Raw genomic sequence first — 17,889 nt, forward strand, 5'->3', positions numbered from 1 at the left:
CCGTTAAGCCTCTTCTACTGTTTTACGTAACCTAGCACGTCTGTCAAACGCTTGCAACTGATCCAATACCTTACTTTCTAAAAAGTCAATAACCTTCTCCTCTACTTTACGCTTGTTCTTATAAACCTTATTAATGTAGGTTATTCCACCTGGTGACATCACGTTTACTTCAACGAGTTTACCACCTATGACATCTATACCCACAAAATAAAGACCATCCTTAACTAATTTTGGTCCTATTTGTTTACAAAGGGCCTTCTCAGCCTTGGTTAAAGTATGTTTTTGTACAGAACCACCAGCTGTAACATTAGATCTGTGATCATCCTTTCCTGGCACGCGTTTCATAGCACCAACAGGTTCTCCATTTAATAATAGTATTCGAACATCACCTTGATCAGCACCTTCGATATAATCTTGTAAAATCACATAATTAGATGTCCCGTCAGAATTGGTAATGTAAAAATCGAGCAAGGAATTTATATTACTCATGGCAGACTTCTCAATCAGGATAACACCAGAGCCTCCAAAACCATTCAATGGTTTTATAATCATCTTATCTGATTTAGAATCTTTAATCTGATCTATGAGATACTTCTTATTCTTAGAAACATGGGTATTCGGAATAATATTGCTATGCGCATCACCAAAAGCCGCTGTATAAAGCTTGTTATTGGCTTCTCGCATACCTTGTAATGAATTCACTATAAAAACATCATCTTTAACCGAATCTAAGAAGTTGAGCATTATAGGATCTAGTGGTGGATTCGCTCTAAAGAAAATGGCATCAAAACCAGCTAAGGGTAACATCTCTTCTCTTAAATCTGCCTTCTTGTAAAAAGCCTTTAAGGTAGAAGGTACCCTGTCCATACGACCAATTACCGTACAAAAGGCATTCGTAACACTATCTCTAATGGTTAAGTTTGAAGGTGTACACATGGCCACACCATGCTTGCGCTTTACACATTCCCTAATAAGCGCCAAACTCGTATCGTTTTCGGCATCTATATTTTCCCAAGGGTACATTATAAAACAAATGTTCATCTGTGATTATTTTTTAATTGGTTATGTTGATGATTAAAGTTAATGACTTTTTATGAGCTTGTAAAACTTATTTTACAGCATCATAATTATCATTCCATTCCTTTGGCTTAGGGTTATCATGAAGTTTCCCTAAAGACTTAGCTACCATCATAGATACTGTCGCGTCACCAGTAACATTTACAACGGTTCTACACATATCTAAGGGTCTATCTACTGCAAAGATTAGTGCTAATCCGATTGGTAATAATTCCGCTGGAAATCCTATTGATTCCAATACGATTACCAACATCACCATTCCTGCACTAGGTACAGCCGCACTCCCTATAGACGCTAATAAAGCTGTAGCTACAATTATCAATTGATTAGTAAACGAAAGCCCTTCTGGCCAAATCACCTGCATAATAAAGACGGCCGCAATACCTTGATACAAACTTGTACCATCCATATTAACAGTTGCACCGACAGGTAATACAAAACCTGAAACTTCTTTATCTACACCAATATGTTCCTCAACACGCTCCATCGTTACAGGTAAGGTTGCTGCACTACTACTTGTAGAAAATGCTAATAATTGTGCTGGACTTATTTTATTTAAAAACCAAAGTGGTGATTTTTTTGTAAAAACTTTTACCAGTATCATGTAGAATCCTATCATTAAAATTAAGCCACCAATAACACAGAAGGCATATTGTAACAATTTAATGAGGATCTCTGTATCATCAAATGCTATAATAACGTTTGCCATAAGCGCAAATACTGCATAAGGCGCAAATAGCATAATAAGATCTACCATTTTCATAACCACTTCATTGAGTGAATCAAAAATATCGACCATGGGTTTGGCTTTCTCTTCAGGGATAAGCAATAGACAAATCCCAACAAACAAGGCAAAAAAGATAATCTGAAGCATTTTAGCTTCTCCCATAGCTTGGAAAATATTACTTGGAAAGATATCTACTAAGGCCTGTAAAGGTCCAGCATCTTGTTGTGCACTCGCCTTTTGAAGTTTGTCAGTTACACCAGCATCATTCTCATATTTTAATTTAATCTTTTCTATCGTCTCTTGTGGCATACCTTCACCAGGCTTTACAAAATTAACGATGGACAACCCAATGACAATAGCGACTAAAGTTGTACTGATATAAATTATAATAGTTCGCAATCCCATATCACGGATTTTAGAAATATCCTTAAGATCGGATATTCCTTTAATCAATGAGGCCAGGATTAACGGTACAGCAATAAGCTTTAATAGATTAATGAAAATGGTTCCGAAGGGTGCAATCCAATCAGATACAAAACCCTGACCATTATTGGCATTCATAATAAAGCCAAAAATGATTCCGAGAACCATCCCTATTATTATTTTCCAGTGTAGCGCAAGTTTTTTCATAGGCTAGAATAAAACCAATATCGTGGTTTTTATGCTTTTAATTATTGGTCTCTTGTCTTCTTAATAAAGTATAGTCAGCTAAAACTAATGCAGCCATTGCTTCAACAATAGGCACTGCTCTTGGTACCACACAAGGATCGTGACGTCCCTTACCTTGCATTTCTACAGTTTCTCCCGAACTGTTTATGGTATCTTGTTTCTGTAAAGTCGTTGCTACAGGTTTAAAAGCAACATTAAAGTAAATGTCCATCCCATTGCTAATACCACCTTGCACACCACCAGAACGGTTGGTCTGTGTACTACCATCTTCATTAAACTTATCATTGTGGACACTACCTAACATCTTGGCGCCATCAAAACCACTACCATATTCAAAACCTTTTACGGCATTAATGGATAGCATAGCCTTACCTAATTCTGCATGTAATTTATCGAAAACAGGTTCACCTAATCCTGGAGGCACATTTTGTATGACACAAGTTATAACACCACCTATGGTATCACCTTGCTTCTTTACTTCACTAATTCTAGCAATCATCTCCTCTGCCTTGGCTTCATCTGGACAACGCACCACATTAGCTTCGATATTATCAAAATTGAGTTCTTGATAGGGCTTTTCAAGCTTAATATGGCCAACGGCCGACGTAAAGGCATTAATCTTAATGGAGGCTAAAAATTGCTTGGCAATAGCACCAGCAACCACACGACATGCTGTTTCTCTTGCAGAACTACGTCCACCGCCTCTATAATCCCTAACACCATATTTTTGATCATAGGTATAATCGGCATGGCTTGGCCTGTAGACATCTTTAATATGCGAATAGTCTTTAGATTTCTGATTGGTGTTCTTAATTACAAAACCAATTGGTGTCCCTGTGGTAACACCTTCAAAAATCCCAGAATGAAATTCTACTGTGTCTGGCTCCTTACGTTGTGTGACTATTTTTGACTGTCCTGGCTTACGCCTATCCATTTCATTTTGAATGGCCTCAAGATCGAGTTTTATTCCTGCCGGACAACCATCAATTACACCACCAATTGCAACACCATGAGACTCACCGTACGTGGTGAGTTTAAATAATTTTCCGAAGGAATTTCCTGCCATTAAATATAATTTTACGCTAATGTAAATGTATTATAAGAGAAACAAAAATACATCCCTTTTTTTTATGTGTTATTGCAATGTTAAGCCCAAGATTAAGGTCTTAATTTTAATAACAAATCCGTAACAATTTGGCGTTTAATTTTAATTTTTCCTTTACACCTAATACCTGTTTTATCTGTTGCTTTGTATCGGTTAATAGTATGCATTGAAACGAAAGCGCAAAATAGAAATAGCAGTCATCTCCGACGTACATCTTGGTACTTATGGATGCCAGGCTAAACAGCTCCTTACCTATCTTAATAGTATTGAGCCTAAGCGCCTTATCCTCAATGGTGATATTATAGATATTTGGCAATTTAAAAAGCGGTACTTCCCTAAATCACATTTAAGCGTCATTAAAAAAATAATGGACCTAGCTTCTAACGGTACAGAGGTGATCTACATTACAGGGAATCATGATGAGATGCTGCGCAAGTTTAGTGAGACTAAAATTGGCAACATCTCTATAGTGAATAAATTGGTTTTAAACCTCGATGGTAAACGTGCTTGGTTTTTTCATGGTGATGTCTTTGATATTTCTATTCAGAACGCAAAATGGCTGGCCAAATTAGGTGGTTGGGGCTATGATATGCTTATTGTCATCAACAGCTTTGTGAATTGGTGCTTGGAGAAATTTGGAAAAGAACGTTATTCTTTATCCAAGAAAATTAAGGATAACGTTAAAGGTGCTATTAAATACATTAATGATTTTGAGAACGTTGCAACTGAGCTGGCTATTGAAAATGGTTATGATTATGTGGTTTGTGGTCATATACACCAACCTAAAATAAAGCATATTGAAATAAAAAATGGAAGTACTACCTATCTTAATTCTGGTGATTGGGTAGAAAACTTCACTGCCCTCGAATATCAATTTAAACGTTGGAAAATCTACAACTACAACAATGACAAGCTCGCACCATTTTTTGCTGATAGCGATTTACAAGAGATGGAAATGAAAGATCTTATTGCGGCTATTACTATTGTAGAACAACCAAAAAAAGAGGAAGAATAAATTTAGTTAGGATCTAATATTTTTCCCGGATTAAGAAGGTTTTTTGGATCGATAGTTTTCTTAAGTTGCTGCATTAAAAGTAGTTCCTCATCAGTACGGCATAGTGCTAAGTAATCTTTCTTATGCAAACCAATACCATGCTCCGCCGAAACAGAACCTTTTAACCCTTTAATAGGCTGATATACAATATTATTAATTGCTTTTCTTAAATTATCACTTTCATCTATTTTACCTATCATAAAGTGTATATTTCCATCACCAACATGGCCAAAAGGAAACACATGAGTTACGCCTTCTAAAGCACTTAATTGTTCCGATATTGTAGCAATCGTATCACCTATAGCATGGATGGGTAAACTAATATCAAAATGCTGGTCATAATCGCAAACGGCAACCAAAGCATCTACATTTTCCCTAATATTCCAAAACCATTTTAATTCTGTAGAGGTATAGGCAAGTGAAGCATCGAGAATTAATTCGTTTTCTAGGGCATTCTCTAACAAGTGCTCCATTCTAATCTGGTCTTGTTCTTGATTACTCCCTAAACCTTCAATTAGAACATAGTAGTTATAATCATAAGGTAATGGTGCACGGTCTATCGATGGGTCTTTGGTAAGCGTTATAAAAGATTCTTTCCAAATGAGTTCATAACTACTTAAAGTGCCAGCTAGCCCTTGGTCTACAAACCGCATAAATTCTACCACCTTGTTATAATCATTAATACCTACAAAGGCACTAATGCGACTGTTAGGCGATTCTACCAATTTAAGCACAGCCTTAGTGACAATGCCTAAAGTACCTTCAGAACCAATGAATAAGTGTTTTAGGTCATAACCAGAGTTATCTTTTATTACTTTCTTTAAGGATGATAAAATGGTACCGTCTGCAAGAACGACTTCGAGTCCAAGCACCAAATTACGAGTCATTCCAAACCTAATTACCTGCAAGCCACCAGCATTGGTAGATATTGCACCACCTATCTGCGCAGAACCCTTAGCACCATAATTTAATGGAAATAGCAATCCGCTTTCCGCTACGGTATTCTGTACGTTTTCTAGTATAGCACCTGCACCAACAGTAATAGTTCTACTTTGTAGGTCTGGTACTTCAATACTATTTAAGCGTTCCATAGAGATAATCACCTCATTACCTTTGGTCTCGGTACTCCCAACTAAATTGGTAAGTCCACCGAAAACAATAACAGGTTGGTCATTTGTATGGCAAATCTTCATGATTTCAGAAACCTGCTCTGTACTACTTGGTAATAACATGGCAACAGCCTCTAAAGACTGGTCCATATGCCATATATGATGATAGCGCGGTTTTAAAGCATCACCATATAAAATTTGATCATTATTTAAAATAGACCGAAAGGATTCTAAAAGTGCATTCATTCGCTTTGTTTCCGTCATTTTTATTAGGACAACTCGGTATTTAAGTTGTTAAAATATGTTCATAAAACTATAAAGAATTCTAATATAAATTCGCTTTTGGCGTTATTTTTGTAAAGTTTTAGAAAATCAATTAAAAACGAAATAAAATGAAGAAATTAATTTTAACCGCAGTTACTGTTTTTGCAGGACTTTTATCTATTAATGCACAACAAATTTCGGAGAATGCCATTGGACTACGATTAGGCGATAGTGATGGTTTTGGTGCCGAAGTATCCTACCAACGCGCCTTAGGTGAAAATAACAGACTCGAAGTTGATCTCGGCTGGCGCAGTGCGCGAGACTATGATGGTTTTAAACTTACTGGTGTTTACCAATGGGTTTATGAACTCGATGGTGATTTTAACTGGTATGCTGGTGCTGGTGGTGGTTTAGGATCTTATGGATTTGAAAACCCCGCCTTAGATGACGAAACTTTTGTATTTATCGCTGGTAATATTGGTATAGAGTATCATTTTGATATCCCATTGTTACTCTCTTTAGACTTTAGACCAGAATTTGGATTTGGCGATTTTAACGACGATCTCGATTTTGATATTGCCTTAGGTATCCGTTATAAATTCTAAGACCATTTTAAACGTATTATAAACCACCTTTCCAGGTGGTTTTTTTGTTTAAATTCTAACATAATATTTTATTTCTGCGCTCATAATTTCATTAATTTTGCGCTGCATTTAATTGAAATCAATACACAAAAACTCATGAAGAATACTGCATTAACAGATACACATATCGCCTTGGGTGCTAAAATGGTGCCTTTTGCTGGTTATAATATGCCTGTACAATACGAAGGCGTTAATATAGAACACGAAACCGTGCGAAATGCAGTCGGTGTTTTTGACGTATCGCATATGGGCGAATTCCTTATCGAGGGTCCTAATGCTTTAGACCTTATACAAAAAGTATCTAGTAACGACGCTTCAAAATTAGAGATTGGTAAAGCACAATACAGTTGTTTACCAAACGATGATGGCGGTATTGTAGACGATTTAATTATCTACAAGGTAAAGGAAGAGACATATTTGCTAGTCGTTAATGCGAGTAATATCGAAAAAGACTGGAATTGGATCAGTTCTAAAAATGATATTGGTGCAACGATGCGCGATTTAAGTGAGGATTATTCTTTACTGGCCATTCAAGGTCCTAAAGCAGTTGAAGCTATGCAGTCTCTGTCTAGCCATGATTTAGCTTCTATTAAATTCTACAATTTTGTAGTGGGTGATTTTGCAGGTATTGAGCATGTCATTATATCAGCAACTGGCTATACAGGTAGTGGTGGTTTCGAAATTTACTGTAAGAATTCCGAGGTAAAACAAATCTGGGATAAAGTATTAGAAGCTGGCGCTTCATTTGGTATTAAACCAATTGGTTTAGCAGCGAGAGATACACTGCGTCTAGAAATGGGTTATTGCCTTTACGGAAACGACATCGATGACACCACCTCTCCTATCGAAGCTGGTCTTGGCTGGATTTGTAAATTCAATAAACCATTCACAAACAGCGAAGCGCTTCAAGATGAAAAAGAACGCACGCCAGAACGCAAGTTAGTGGCTTTTAAACTCGATGAGCGTGGCATTCCACGTCATGGTTATGATATTGTGGATAGCAGTGGCAAAACCATAGGTAATGTCACTTCTGGTACAATGAGTCCAAGTCTTGGTGTTGGCATTGGTTTAGGGTATGTACCAAAAGTATTCTCAAAGGTTGATAGTAAGATCAACATTCAAGTGCGTAAAAAAGCGATACCTGCTACAGTGGTAAAACTACCTTTTTATAAAGGGTAAGTGATTTTGATGTGCTCGAATGGGAATGAAGAAGGATTTAAATAAACATCGTATACTTATTCTTGGCGGTAGTGGCTTTATAGGCAATGCGCTCTATAAAGAACTAGGACCTTATTTTAGGACTTACGGTACTTATCGCACACCAAAGCGTGTTTATGAAACCAATAAGCAGTTTTTTAATTATAATGTCGAGGAAGATGATGTCTACGAAATCCTAGAAGCCTGCAGACCTACAATTATTATTTCAGCTATGCGTGGCGATTTTCATGCGCAGACCATTGCCCACCAACATATTGTAGAATATGCTTTAGAACATGGTAGTCGCATCCTCTTTCTATCTTCAGCTAATGCCTTCGATGCCTATAGCAAATACCCAAGTTATGAGCTCGATAAAACTTTAAGCCATAGTAAGTATGGGCACTTTAAGATAAAGATTGAAAACATGCTCTTGCGCTTACCAAAAAAGCAAGTTGCTGTACTGCGCTTACCAATGGTATTTGGTCCAAATTCACCTCGAATCCAAGAGATAAAACAATTGGTTGGTGAGAAGGAACCCGTTGAGATCTTCCCTAACCTTATTATGAATGTAACGCTCGATAAAAAAGTTACGCAACAGATTCATTACATTATTAACCGCAATAAATACGGTATCTTCCATTTGGGTAGTACTGATTTGGTACATCACGATGAGTTTATAAAAAACGTCTTGAAGATTTTTGCCAATGGCAATGTAAAATTTAAGCACGTTTATACTACTAATGAAGACCGTTACCTAGCCGTCTTACCTAAATTTAATAAGCTACCAAAGCATTTACAGATTACCAGTGATGGCGTCTTAGAAGAACTGCAAAAGTAAGCTTGCATTAGGAGTATTCTTTTAGTAATTTTAGTTGAAACAAATCACATATGAAACTAGACGATTCTACTATTGAAAAAAAGTTACTACGCTTTCCTGATTGGGAATACCATAAAAATGCGATACATGCCGAGTTTGAGTTCGATAATTTTAAGGACTGCTTTAGTGCCATGAGTCGCATCGCTTTTGAGTGCGAAGCTTTAAACCATCATCCCGATTGGAGCAATGTTTATAACGTTTTAAAAATTTCATTATCCACGCACGATGCAGGAGGCGTTACCCAAAAAGATTTTGATTTGGCCGAAGCCATTGAGGCTATTGTTGAAGTAGAAGAATAGAACTGCAATTACTTTTACAAAACATTTGAAATCATTTATATTTGGGATTTAAAATTTCTAACAACCTAGAACAAACAATTTATGGGAAGAGCTTTTGAGTTTAGGAAAGCAAGAAAAATGAAGCGTTGGGCCGCAATGAGTAAGGCCTTTACACGTATTGGTAAGGATATTGTAATGGCCGTAAAAGAAGGCGGACCAGATCCCGACAGTAATGCCAGACTAAGAGCGGTTATTCAAAACGCTAAGTCGGTAAACATGCCAAAGGACAATATAGAGCGTGCCATAAAACGTGCTTCCGATAAAAACCAAGGTGACTATAAAGAGGTTTTGTTTGAGGGTTATGCCCAACATGGTATCGCTATTCTAATTGAAACAGCAACCGATAATAATACACGTACCGTTGCCAACATAAGAAGCTACTTTAATAAGTGTGACGGTAGTCTCGGTACCTCAGGTTCTGTAGTTTTTATGTTTGACCATACCTGTAATTTTAAGATTAAAGGCGATGATCTCGATATGGAAGAACTCGAGTTAGAATTGATTGACTTTGGTGTTGAAGAAATCTTTGAAGATACCGACGAAGATGCTGACGGTAATGAAATTACAAGTGTTATGATCTACGCACCTTTTGAAAGTTTTGGAAGCATTCAATCCTACTTAGAAGAAAACAATATAGAGATCCTGTCTTCTGGTTTTGAGCGTATACCTCATAATACCACAAAGCTTAGTGCAGAACAGATGGAAGATGTGGAAAAACTCCTCGAAAAGATTGAAGAGGACGACGATGTACAGAACGTCTACCACACTATGGAAGAAGCCACGGAATAAAACCATTTTCCACAAAATTTTTAGCACTACCCTTTGCAAACACCTATAAACACTCAAGATGACAGATAGGTGACATTTAAATGACGTAAGGATCACAGCGGTTGCATGGTAAATTTGTACCATTAAAATTTATAAAATGGAAAACAAAACTTTAGGAAAACGCTTAAAATACCATCGCACGCTAAAAGGTCTTACCCAAGAGCAACTCGCTGAATATTCAACCGTTGGTATTAGAACGATACAACGTATCGAAAAAGAAGAGGTGACACCACACCTCCAAACTGTAAAACTCTTAGCTGATAGTCTAGACATAAAAGTTGAAGATCTTGTTGTGGTAGACAACCCAAATGAAGAGGTTATACAACGTAAGTGGATGCTTTTATTACATGCCACACCCTTTTTAGGCTTTATCATCCCTTTTGCTAATATTTTTGTACCGCTTTTTCTTTGGATCCATAAAGCCAATGACAATCCCTTATACAATGCACATGGTAAGGCCATAGTTAATTTTCATGGTTCCATCATGTTATATCTTGTACTCTCCCTGTTATTATTTTTTGCCATACCAGGTTATAACTACTTTATAACCGCAGGTCTTGTGTTGTTTAGTATCATAATGACGCTACTTAATGTTCGCTCAGCCTTGCGGAACCATACTTACAATTATCCTTTGGCGATTCCCTTTTTAAAATAAACACCTTTTTTATCACCAAATACTATTATAGATGCTAGGCTTATTATGTATCCTAACAGTCTCTTGGGTACTCCTATACCTAATCGAGGCTAAGAACCTCAATGCTTTAGGTCTTATACCTAATAAAGCACGACTTGTACAGTTTGCTGTAGGCTTTATTTTTATAATGCTTGTCGTACTGGTTAACATAGGTATAGAAACCAATGTATTGCAAATAGAATGGCACCGCAACACAGATTTGAATCTCAGTACAATTCTCAAGGCTTCTTATTACCATTTACGTTCTGCACTCACGGAGGATCTTGTCTTTAGAGGAGCGTTGTTGTATATACTAATTCAACGCATTGGTGCAACCTATGCCATTTGGCTATCTGCATTGGTATTTGGTGTTTACCATGTGTTCTCTTATGGTATGGGCTTTAACCGTATTATTCCTATTCTCTATGTGGTCTGTATCACAGGCTTTACAGGTTATGTTTGGGCTTATTTGTTTTACAAAACAAAATCCATCTACTTGGGTTTGAGCTTACATGTGGGCATAAACCTTATGAATACCTTTTTCTTTGCATCTCAGCCATATGGTGAGCTCGTCTTTATGGAAGTCTCCCGAGAAGCCTTAACAGAAGGCTATAATTTCTTGTTTTTAATTGCAAAGGGCCTCTTCCCTAGTCTTGTGACCTTGATCTGTGCTAAGTCATTTTTTAAGAGGAATCTGAAGATACTGTAACTGTAAGAAAATGAGTATATTGTATGTTAATACACTACAGACAGATAACATGCTTTTAGTGCATAATTAATACAATCAAATATGAAATCAATACTAACTACCATTTTATGCCTATTTCTGTTAACAACCTATGGCCAAGACTTAGGAGCTAATGAGAAGGAGTCTAACTCTGATTCTGAACCCTACGAAGCCAAAATGATTCAGACCTCGAGAATGAATATGGAATACATGGATTTTGGAGGTAAAGGAAATACACTCATTCATATACAGGGCGTTCATAACGCCTCTGCCTTAAAAGATAATATGACTTACTATCAAAATTACGTAGCTTGGAGAGATATGCTTACTAAAGCATCCAAACACTATCGAGTGTATGCACCTATATACAGAGGTTATGGTAATTCTGATAAGGATGGAGAGGACATCTATAAGGTTGAGAATGTTGCCAAGGATATTTTGGCCTTTATGGATAAAATGAAGATTGAGACTGCTACACTTATTGGTAGAACAACAGCACCGCAAGTGATGTTCTACATGGCAGAGCATTATCCTAATAGAGTTAATGCCATGGTTGCAGTGCCTATGAGTATGTACAAGACCATACCTATTAAAAACAAGGAGCTTAGAGATTTTATGTACTACTGTTCTTATGCAGCAACTGATTTAGGTGATCGCGCACCCGAAATTGACATGCCTAGTTACGAATATGAGCCAAAATTCTACAATGATGATTCAAAAACAATTGAAATCCCATTATTTTGGCCATACTCTGATCAAATTAAAATAGCTCAGATGAATTTACAGTTGCTTAACTACTTGCAACCTGATAATGCATTTATCCCAAATGAAAAGGCTAAGAGCTATTTTGACTCGCTTTACGCCGATAAAGAGCTACAAGGTAGAATAAAGCAGTACTATGTAGATAATGATCCTACAAAAAAAAATATGGACGCTTTAAAAAATGCATTTGGAGATAACTTAACCCTACAGAACATCGATGACATTGAGGAAACAGATATGATGAAAAAATTTGAAAAGGCCGATGAGATTATGATGAAGTTTTTAATTTCCGTTAGCAATAATGACTAGATTAGTAAACTCATTTAATAAGCTACACTCAAAATTGGTTGTAACTAATCGCTAAATAAAGCAACTACGAATAGCAGAGACCGTAGTGTATAATATAAGAAATGAAGATAATAACGACAGTAGTTTTAATTTTGATTAGCCTAACAAGTTTTAGTCAAAACATCGAATCGATAACCCAAAAAGTATCTAATAAGATTTGCGAGTGTATCAAAGATGATATAAAATCTTACGAAGAAATTAAACCAGAAATTAACCGTTGCTACGACAAAGAATTTAATCAAATTTTCAGTCTTGTAAATTCAACAGAACAAAAATCATTAGTTGAAAAGGGTGCTTTGGAGAAAATTAAAAACGGAATAATTCCAACCTTAAACGAAAATTGTGAAAAAATCAGATCATTGATTCAAACAGAAGCAGAAAAATCAACTAAACCAACAACTAAAAATCCTTGCCCAACAAATTTTGAAGGAAAAGACTTAAAGAAAATTAAGAAACTTGATGGTGAAATTATTGCTTTTAATGCACTTGTAACCAAAGTATATTCTGCACATAAGGATAAACCCTATTATCAAGTGAAATTAGAAGGTGGAAGTAGTTTATGGATTGCTTCGCTTGTAAATAGTGGATACGAAAAAGAAGGAAAAATTCTTAGACTTTTAGGATATGTATCCGAAGTTGGAAATGACAAAATTGCTAAGAAATATAATAATTTAGACTATCATATTCTTGCATTTTGTGTAATTGATATGGAAAGTAAACAAATGGCTATGTTACCAGGCTCTGAACTTCAAATAAAAGAATGGATGAATGGAACAATACCAAAAGGAGAAAAATAAAAATACTAGGCATAATAATGGCTAACTTGTGCAACTACGAATAGCCAAAACCGTTGTAACCAATTAAAACATAGATGACGTAAAGATGTCATATAGATGACGACATCAATGTCCATCAACCATATTTACTTTTGTTTCATACAATTAAAAATATTTATATTGATGAAAAAAGTAAACGGAATCATTCCAAAATTGATATTCGAAAAAGCGTTTCAATTAGCCAAAAAAGCTATTCTAATTGCGATTATTTTAACCCCAATTCGCTTTTCCCTTGAACTCGCTGGATTACCAGAAAGTGCCATTTTTATTATTGGTTTACTCTGGCTTACTATAGGATTTTCAATTTATTGGGGAATAAAATTATCCAATGCAAAAGATTCATATCTTATACTATTCCTTGCATTACTAATTTATTCACCTATTTCAAGATTTCCTGTTGCTTTGCTTTGGTGGATTGATACTAAATGGGAAATAGGGACTCATTATGGAGACTATTTTAATAATTTTGGTCAAGCGATACTAAATCAAGTAGGTTATGGTTCTCTAATTCAAATTATTCCTGGATTTATATTAGGTTCAATTACACTTGCTATATTGAGAAATAGAAAAGCAGTTATCATTAAAACTAAAACATTAGAGAATGAATAAGAATCTCTTAGGATCAAGAATAAAAGAATTGAGAAAACAAAAAGGTATGTCTCAAGAATTTTTAGCTGAAGAATCCGGTTTGAGTTTAAGAACTATCCAAAGAGTTGAAAATGGTGAAACTCAACCTACGGGAGATTCTATTAAACGATTGTCATATGCTTTAAGTATTACGCCCAACGAATTAATGGATTGGCAAATTATTGAAGATAGTAAAGCGCTTCTAAGATTAAATCTGTCGCAACTCAGCTTTATAGTTTTTCCATTTCTTGGGATACTTATTCCATTAATAATCTGGATCTCAAAAAAAGATAAGATCAAAAATATGGATCGCATTGGAAAGTCCATTTTAAATTTTCAATTATCCTGGACATTGCTTTTGTTTGTGATGATTATTGGTCTTTTTGTCTTTTCAAAACTCGGACTATCAACTGTTTCTTTTTCCGGACTATTTATAACAATTAGTGCAATGTATTTCCTGAATTTTATCATTGTCATATCTAATTCTTTAAGATATCATAATGGAAAATCGATAAAGTATCCAACGCTAATTCAATTCTTAAGTTAAACTCAGCTTTACCACATTTCATTTAATTAGTAACCATGATTAATCTCAATTACAAGGCGACATTCGAACTTGTCTTTCGTCAGTGCGTTTTTATTATCCTAAACATTTATGGAGTGTCCAAAATTTTTGGTGGACAGTTCTACATGAAAGGAAACATACCTTCCGAAGTCGCAAACACAACATTAGGTGAAGCAAACGGATTTTCATTAGCATGGACATTTATGGGACACTCTTATGCTTATATTTTATTCATTGGTGTATTTCAACTTTTAGGAGCCTGGTTTCTATTATGGAATAAAACAAAATTGATAGGCGTATTGATATTATTACCTATCATGCTAAACATTATCGTTTTTGATATCATTTTTCTAGATGTCTATCCAGCATTAGCCAATGCTATAATAGTTTTTCTAATGTTACTTTTAATCCTATTCTTCAATAAAGAAGTAGTGATCGATATAGTAAATAAGCTTACCAACTTTGAATCAAAAAATAGTATTCCTGTTAAGAATAGATTAATAACTTTGGGAATTACCATTTTATTTATCGTTTTGATCATTAGTGTTGATTCATTGATTGAATACTGGCTCGGTGCGAGTAAAAAAAAATAATCGAATAATAACTGGTAACAACAACGTGTTTAGTTCATTGTGTTTAAACATGGCTCGCGAATTTCTAGCGAAATCCAAACCCTCTGCTCTCCTTTTTTGCTAACTTAGAACTCAAACAGCATAAACCATACACCAACACCTTGTCAAACAATTGATATGATAGATACTACAACGAAATGGAAACCTGAACTTTATAATGAAAAACATTCTTTTGTTTATCAATATGGTGAAAGCCTTATAAAACTGCTTGACCCAAAAGGAAATCAAAGAATATTGGATTTAGGTTGTGGTTCTGGGCAATTGACTTCTAAAATAAATGAATTTGCAAAAGAAACAATCGGTATCGATAAATCTGTCGAAATGATAGCTGACGCTAAATCAAAGTTCCCTGAAATTGAGTTTCAAGTCATGGATGCCAGTAATTTCCTTTTTAATGAAAAATTTGACTCGATATTCTCAAATGCGACACTGCATTGGGTGAAAGATTTTAGGAATGCTATAAAATGTATGTATGAAAATTTAAATTCAAACGGAAAAATTGTCCTAGAGTTTGGAGGGAAAGGTAATGTTCAAACAATAGTTAATGAATTAAGAAACGCATTAAGGCTGCGAGGTTATGAGAACCAATCCAATTTGGATTTATGGTATTTTCCTTCCATTGGAGATTATTGCACGGAACTTGAATCTGCCGGATTTAGAGTACTTTCTGCAGAGCATTATGACAGACCAACTGAACTTGCCGATGAGGAATCTGGAATAAAGGATTGGATTTCGATGTTTGCCGAGAGCTTTTTTGTTGGAGTTTTAGAAAAACACATAGAAGAAATAAAAAACGAAGTACAAGAGCTGATAAAGGACAAATGCCTCATTAACAACAAATGGTATGCGGATTATAAAAGAATTAGAATAGTTGCTGTAAAGGAAGAAAACGTATGCTAACCAGGTTATAGTGTATACCCTTCGGGCAGAAGTACGCTAAATGCAGTAAGAACTAATTATTGCCAACAACGGGAATTATTAATTACTAAACCATAGACGAAAAATTAAACCAAATTTACATCATGAAAAAATTGAATTTTATTTTAACCTTATTCTTAATACTAACCTTGTTTAGTTGCAGTTCTGAAGATGACAATACCAACAAAGGTACCCAAAGAGATGGGACCCTTATTTTTGGTTGGTTTGCAGATTCTAGCTGTTCTGGTGATTGTTCTACGATCTACAAATTAGATACCGGAAATGTATTTAGGGACATCGATTATAATTATCCTGAGACTACTTTTTTTGTGGGTAATTTTCAACTTATGGATAACGCCTATTACCAAGATTTTGAATCATTGATAACAGAGTTACCGGAAGATATATTTAATGAACCTAATGGCTATTTAGATTGCCCTAACTGCACTAATGAAAATGGAGGTCTCTATTTAGAATATCAAGACGATAATGGTTTTCATAAATCTTGGCGATTTAGAAATGCCATTTATCCAGATTATATGGAAAGCTACAGAAGTCTTTTAATCGACAAATTAGCAGAATTAAATAGTCTTTAGAAACCCAAGAACAGAAGCTAATACATCTTAAATTACATTAACAGAGCAAAACACTTATACATTAAATGAAAAAAACACTACTCCTACTTGTTATCGTTTTAACTTCAAATTTAGCCAAAGCACAATTCATAAAAGAAAAATCAATCAATGCTCAAATCGGATATGGGTTAAGCGTACCCTACAATAGCATCACAGACGTTGCCGACGATGGTTTTTTTGCACAAGGCGAATTAGTCCTTAAGGTAAAATCGTGGGTGGAGTTAAGACCATATGCAGGCTTTATCCTTACCAAATCTAATGGAGAAGACCTCAATGGCAATCCTACTGATGAAATAGCCGAATCAAAAGCCTTTCTACTAGGAGGAAAAGCAAGACTTAGAGCACCTATTCCGTGGGTAGCACCTTACATAGAAATAGGCATAGGAACTTCGATTGGGAAGTTTGAAACCTTTACAGCCTTTGACAATATAGAAAGAAGTGGTCTCATTTACCATATTCCATTTTCGTTAGGGCTAGAACTGGGACAAAACAATAATGTCGATCTAGGACTCACCTATTATTTTCAACCCACAGTGCAACAGTTTGCTGGTGCATTTGCAGTAGGTATTACATTTCCTTTAAAGAATTAAATTAGATGTAATTGGGAACTTCTGGGAACGGCATTAAAACACAACAAACCAAATACGATCACGTTAAAGCTTATATGAGAAGTACATTTCTAATAGCATTAATTTTAGGTCTTAAACTTTGTTTTGCTCAAACAACAGTTGCACAAATTGATCTCTCCCAAAGTGCATTGGAATTAATAAAGCAACAAGTTACTTATGACCCAAGCTACTTCTCCATAGATTATCCAAATGGTGATGTGCCAAAGGACAAAGGTGTTTGCACAGATGTGGTAATTCGTGCCTACAGAAAAATTGGAATTGATCTCCAAAAGGAAGTGCATGAGGATATGAAAGCTAACTTTAGTGCCTACCCAAAAATTTGGGGACTGCGCTCCACAGATAAAAATATCGACCATCGCAGAGTGCCTAATCTCATGACATTTTTTAAAAGGCAAGGCGCAGACAAAGTAATATCTATGGATCCAAAGGATTACAAACCTGGAGATATTGTTTGTTGGAATTTAGGAGGAGCTGTCACACATATTGGAATTGTAGTTGATAAAAAATCATCTGATGGTAAACGAAACTTAATCGTTCATAATATTGGAGCCGGACAAGTTTTGCAAGACTGCCTGTTTGAATATAAAATCATAGGACACTACAGATATAAAATATGAAATGTATATTATAACCGTATAATCATACATT

Annotated in this window: 21 protein-coding genes; 17 read left to right on the plus strand and 4 right to left on the minus strand. The window is 35.5% G+C overall.

The annotated features are described in order from the left end of the window. Positions 1 to 3: 3 nt before the first annotated feature. The 3 genes from gshB to aroC form a co-directional block, all read right to left on the minus strand. Entirely contained in the window at positions 4 to 1,041 is a 1,038-nt protein-coding gene (gene gshB, locus ACRHOC_RS06585; RefSeq protein ID WP_431157794.1) for a glutathione synthase, read from the minus strand. 67 nt (positions 1,042 to 1,108) lie between these two features. Further along, on the minus strand, positions 1,109 to 2,434 hold the full coding sequence (locus ACRHOC_RS06590; RefSeq protein WP_431157795.1) for a dicarboxylate/amino acid:cation symporter: 1,326 nt from the start codon (positions 2,432 to 2,434) through the stop codon (positions 1,109 to 1,111). Between the two features lie 37 nt (positions 2,435 to 2,471). Next, positions 2,472 to 3,539: a chorismate synthase gene (aroC, locus tag ACRHOC_RS06595; protein ID WP_431157796.1), complete on the minus strand. Its 1,068-nt coding sequence runs from the start codon at positions 3,537 to 3,539 to the stop codon at positions 2,472 to 2,474. Positions 3,540 to 3,744: 205 nt separating this feature from the next. Here aroC and ACRHOC_RS06600 point away from each other — a divergent pair, with 205 nt between their 5' ends. Continuing rightward, positions 3,745 to 4,593 carry a UDP-2,3-diacylglucosamine diphosphatase gene (locus ACRHOC_RS06600; protein ID WP_431157797.1) on the plus strand — a complete coding sequence of 283 codons (849 nt, stop codon included), beginning with the start codon at positions 3,745 to 3,747 and terminating at the stop codon, positions 4,591 to 4,593. Between the two features lie 2 nt (positions 4,594 to 4,595). On the opposite strand, the gene ACRHOC_RS06605 is transcribed toward ACRHOC_RS06600, so the two are convergent. After that, positions 4,596 to 6,005 (minus strand): FAD-binding oxidoreductase, encoded by a 1,410-nt coding sequence (locus ACRHOC_RS06605; protein WP_431157798.1) that lies wholly within the window; start codon positions 6,003 to 6,005, stop codon positions 4,596 to 4,598. 128 nt (positions 6,006 to 6,133) lie between these two features. On the opposite strand from ACRHOC_RS06605, the gene ACRHOC_RS06610 reads away from it, so the two are divergent. The 16 genes from ACRHOC_RS06610 (at position 6,134) to ACRHOC_RS06685 (ending at position 17,858) form a co-directional block, all read left to right on the plus strand. Then, positions 6,134 to 6,610 carry a hypothetical protein gene (locus ACRHOC_RS06610; RefSeq protein ID WP_431157799.1) on the plus strand — a complete coding sequence of 159 codons (477 nt, stop codon included), beginning with the start codon at positions 6,134 to 6,136 and terminating at the stop codon, positions 6,608 to 6,610. A 135-nt stretch (positions 6,611 to 6,745) separates the two neighbouring features. Then, a complete protein-coding gene (gcvT, locus tag ACRHOC_RS06615) occupies positions 6,746 to 7,828 on the plus strand; it encodes a glycine cleavage system aminomethyltransferase GcvT (RefSeq protein WP_431157800.1) in 1,083 nt (360 codons plus the stop codon). 25 nt (positions 7,829 to 7,853) lie between these two features. Beyond that, positions 7,854 to 8,684, plus strand: coding sequence for a sugar nucleotide-binding protein (locus tag ACRHOC_RS06620; RefSeq protein ID WP_431157959.1), 831 nt, complete (start codon positions 7,854 to 7,856; stop codon positions 8,682 to 8,684). Positions 8,685 to 8,734: 50 nt separating this feature from the next. Continuing rightward, positions 8,735 to 9,022 carry a 4a-hydroxytetrahydrobiopterin dehydratase gene (locus tag ACRHOC_RS06625; RefSeq protein WP_431157801.1) on the plus strand — a complete coding sequence of 96 codons (288 nt, stop codon included), beginning with the start codon at positions 8,735 to 8,737 and terminating at the stop codon, positions 9,020 to 9,022. Between the two features lie 81 nt (positions 9,023 to 9,103). After that, complete coding sequence (locus tag ACRHOC_RS06630) at positions 9,104 to 9,850, plus strand: YebC/PmpR family DNA-binding transcriptional regulator (RefSeq protein ID WP_431157802.1); 747 nt, start codon at positions 9,104 to 9,106, stop codon at positions 9,848 to 9,850. A gap of 136 nt (positions 9,851 to 9,986) precedes the next feature. After that, positions 9,987 to 10,544 carry a DUF4870 domain-containing protein gene (locus ACRHOC_RS06635; protein ID WP_431157803.1) on the plus strand — a complete coding sequence of 186 codons (558 nt, stop codon included), beginning with the start codon at positions 9,987 to 9,989 and terminating at the stop codon, positions 10,542 to 10,544. A 31-nt stretch (positions 10,545 to 10,575) separates the two neighbouring features. Then, on the plus strand, positions 10,576 to 11,271 hold the full coding sequence (locus ACRHOC_RS06640) for a lysostaphin resistance A-like protein (RefSeq protein ID WP_431157804.1): 696 nt from the start codon (positions 10,576 to 10,578) through the stop codon (positions 11,269 to 11,271). 81 nt (positions 11,272 to 11,352) lie between these two features. After that, on the plus strand, positions 11,353 to 12,360 hold the full coding sequence (locus ACRHOC_RS06645) for an alpha/beta fold hydrolase (protein ID WP_431157805.1): 1,008 nt from the start codon (positions 11,353 to 11,355) through the stop codon (positions 12,358 to 12,360). A 101-nt stretch (positions 12,361 to 12,461) separates the two neighbouring features. Further along, positions 12,462 to 13,196, plus strand: coding sequence for a hypothetical protein (locus ACRHOC_RS06650; RefSeq protein ID WP_431157806.1), 735 nt, complete (start codon positions 12,462 to 12,464; stop codon positions 13,194 to 13,196). 162 nt (positions 13,197 to 13,358) lie between these two features. After that, positions 13,359 to 13,844: a hypothetical protein gene (locus ACRHOC_RS06655; RefSeq protein WP_431157807.1), complete on the plus strand. Its 486-nt coding sequence runs from the start codon at positions 13,359 to 13,361 to the stop codon at positions 13,842 to 13,844. Beyond that, on the plus strand, positions 13,837 to 14,409 hold the full coding sequence (locus tag ACRHOC_RS06660) for a DUF4870 domain-containing protein (RefSeq protein WP_431157808.1): 573 nt from the start codon (positions 13,837 to 13,839) through the stop codon (positions 14,407 to 14,409). The genes ACRHOC_RS06655 and ACRHOC_RS06660 overlap by 8 nt, the downstream gene beginning before the upstream one ends. A 113-nt stretch (positions 14,410 to 14,522) precedes the next feature. Beyond that, on the plus strand, positions 14,523 to 15,020 hold the full coding sequence (locus ACRHOC_RS06665) for a hypothetical protein (protein ID WP_431157809.1): 498 nt from the start codon (positions 14,523 to 14,525) through the stop codon (positions 15,018 to 15,020). Positions 15,021 to 15,176: 156 nt separating this feature from the next. Beyond that, entirely contained in the window at positions 15,177 to 15,959 is a 783-nt protein-coding gene (locus ACRHOC_RS06670; protein WP_431157810.1) for a class I SAM-dependent methyltransferase, read from the plus strand. 122 nt (positions 15,960 to 16,081) lie between these two features. Then, complete coding sequence (locus ACRHOC_RS06675) at positions 16,082 to 16,573, plus strand: hypothetical protein (protein ID WP_431157811.1); 492 nt, start codon at positions 16,082 to 16,084, stop codon at positions 16,571 to 16,573. 65 nt (positions 16,574 to 16,638) lie between these two features. Then, a complete protein-coding gene (locus tag ACRHOC_RS06680) occupies positions 16,639 to 17,202 on the plus strand; it encodes a hypothetical protein (protein WP_431157812.1) in 564 nt (187 codons plus the stop codon). Positions 17,203 to 17,276: 74 nt separating this feature from the next. After that, the gene (locus ACRHOC_RS06685) at positions 17,277 to 17,858 is read left to right on the plus strand and encodes a DUF1287 domain-containing protein (RefSeq protein WP_431157960.1); all 582 of its coding nucleotides are present in this window, start codon (positions 17,277 to 17,279) and stop codon (positions 17,856 to 17,858) included. The last annotated feature ends 31 nt before the right edge of the window (positions 17,859 to 17,889 follow it).

The sequence above is a fragment of the Winogradskyella poriferorum genome (genome assembly GCF_050618035.1).
Classification (GTDB): Bacteria; Bacteroidota; Bacteroidia; order Flavobacteriales; family Flavobacteriaceae; genus Winogradskyella; species Winogradskyella poriferorum_A.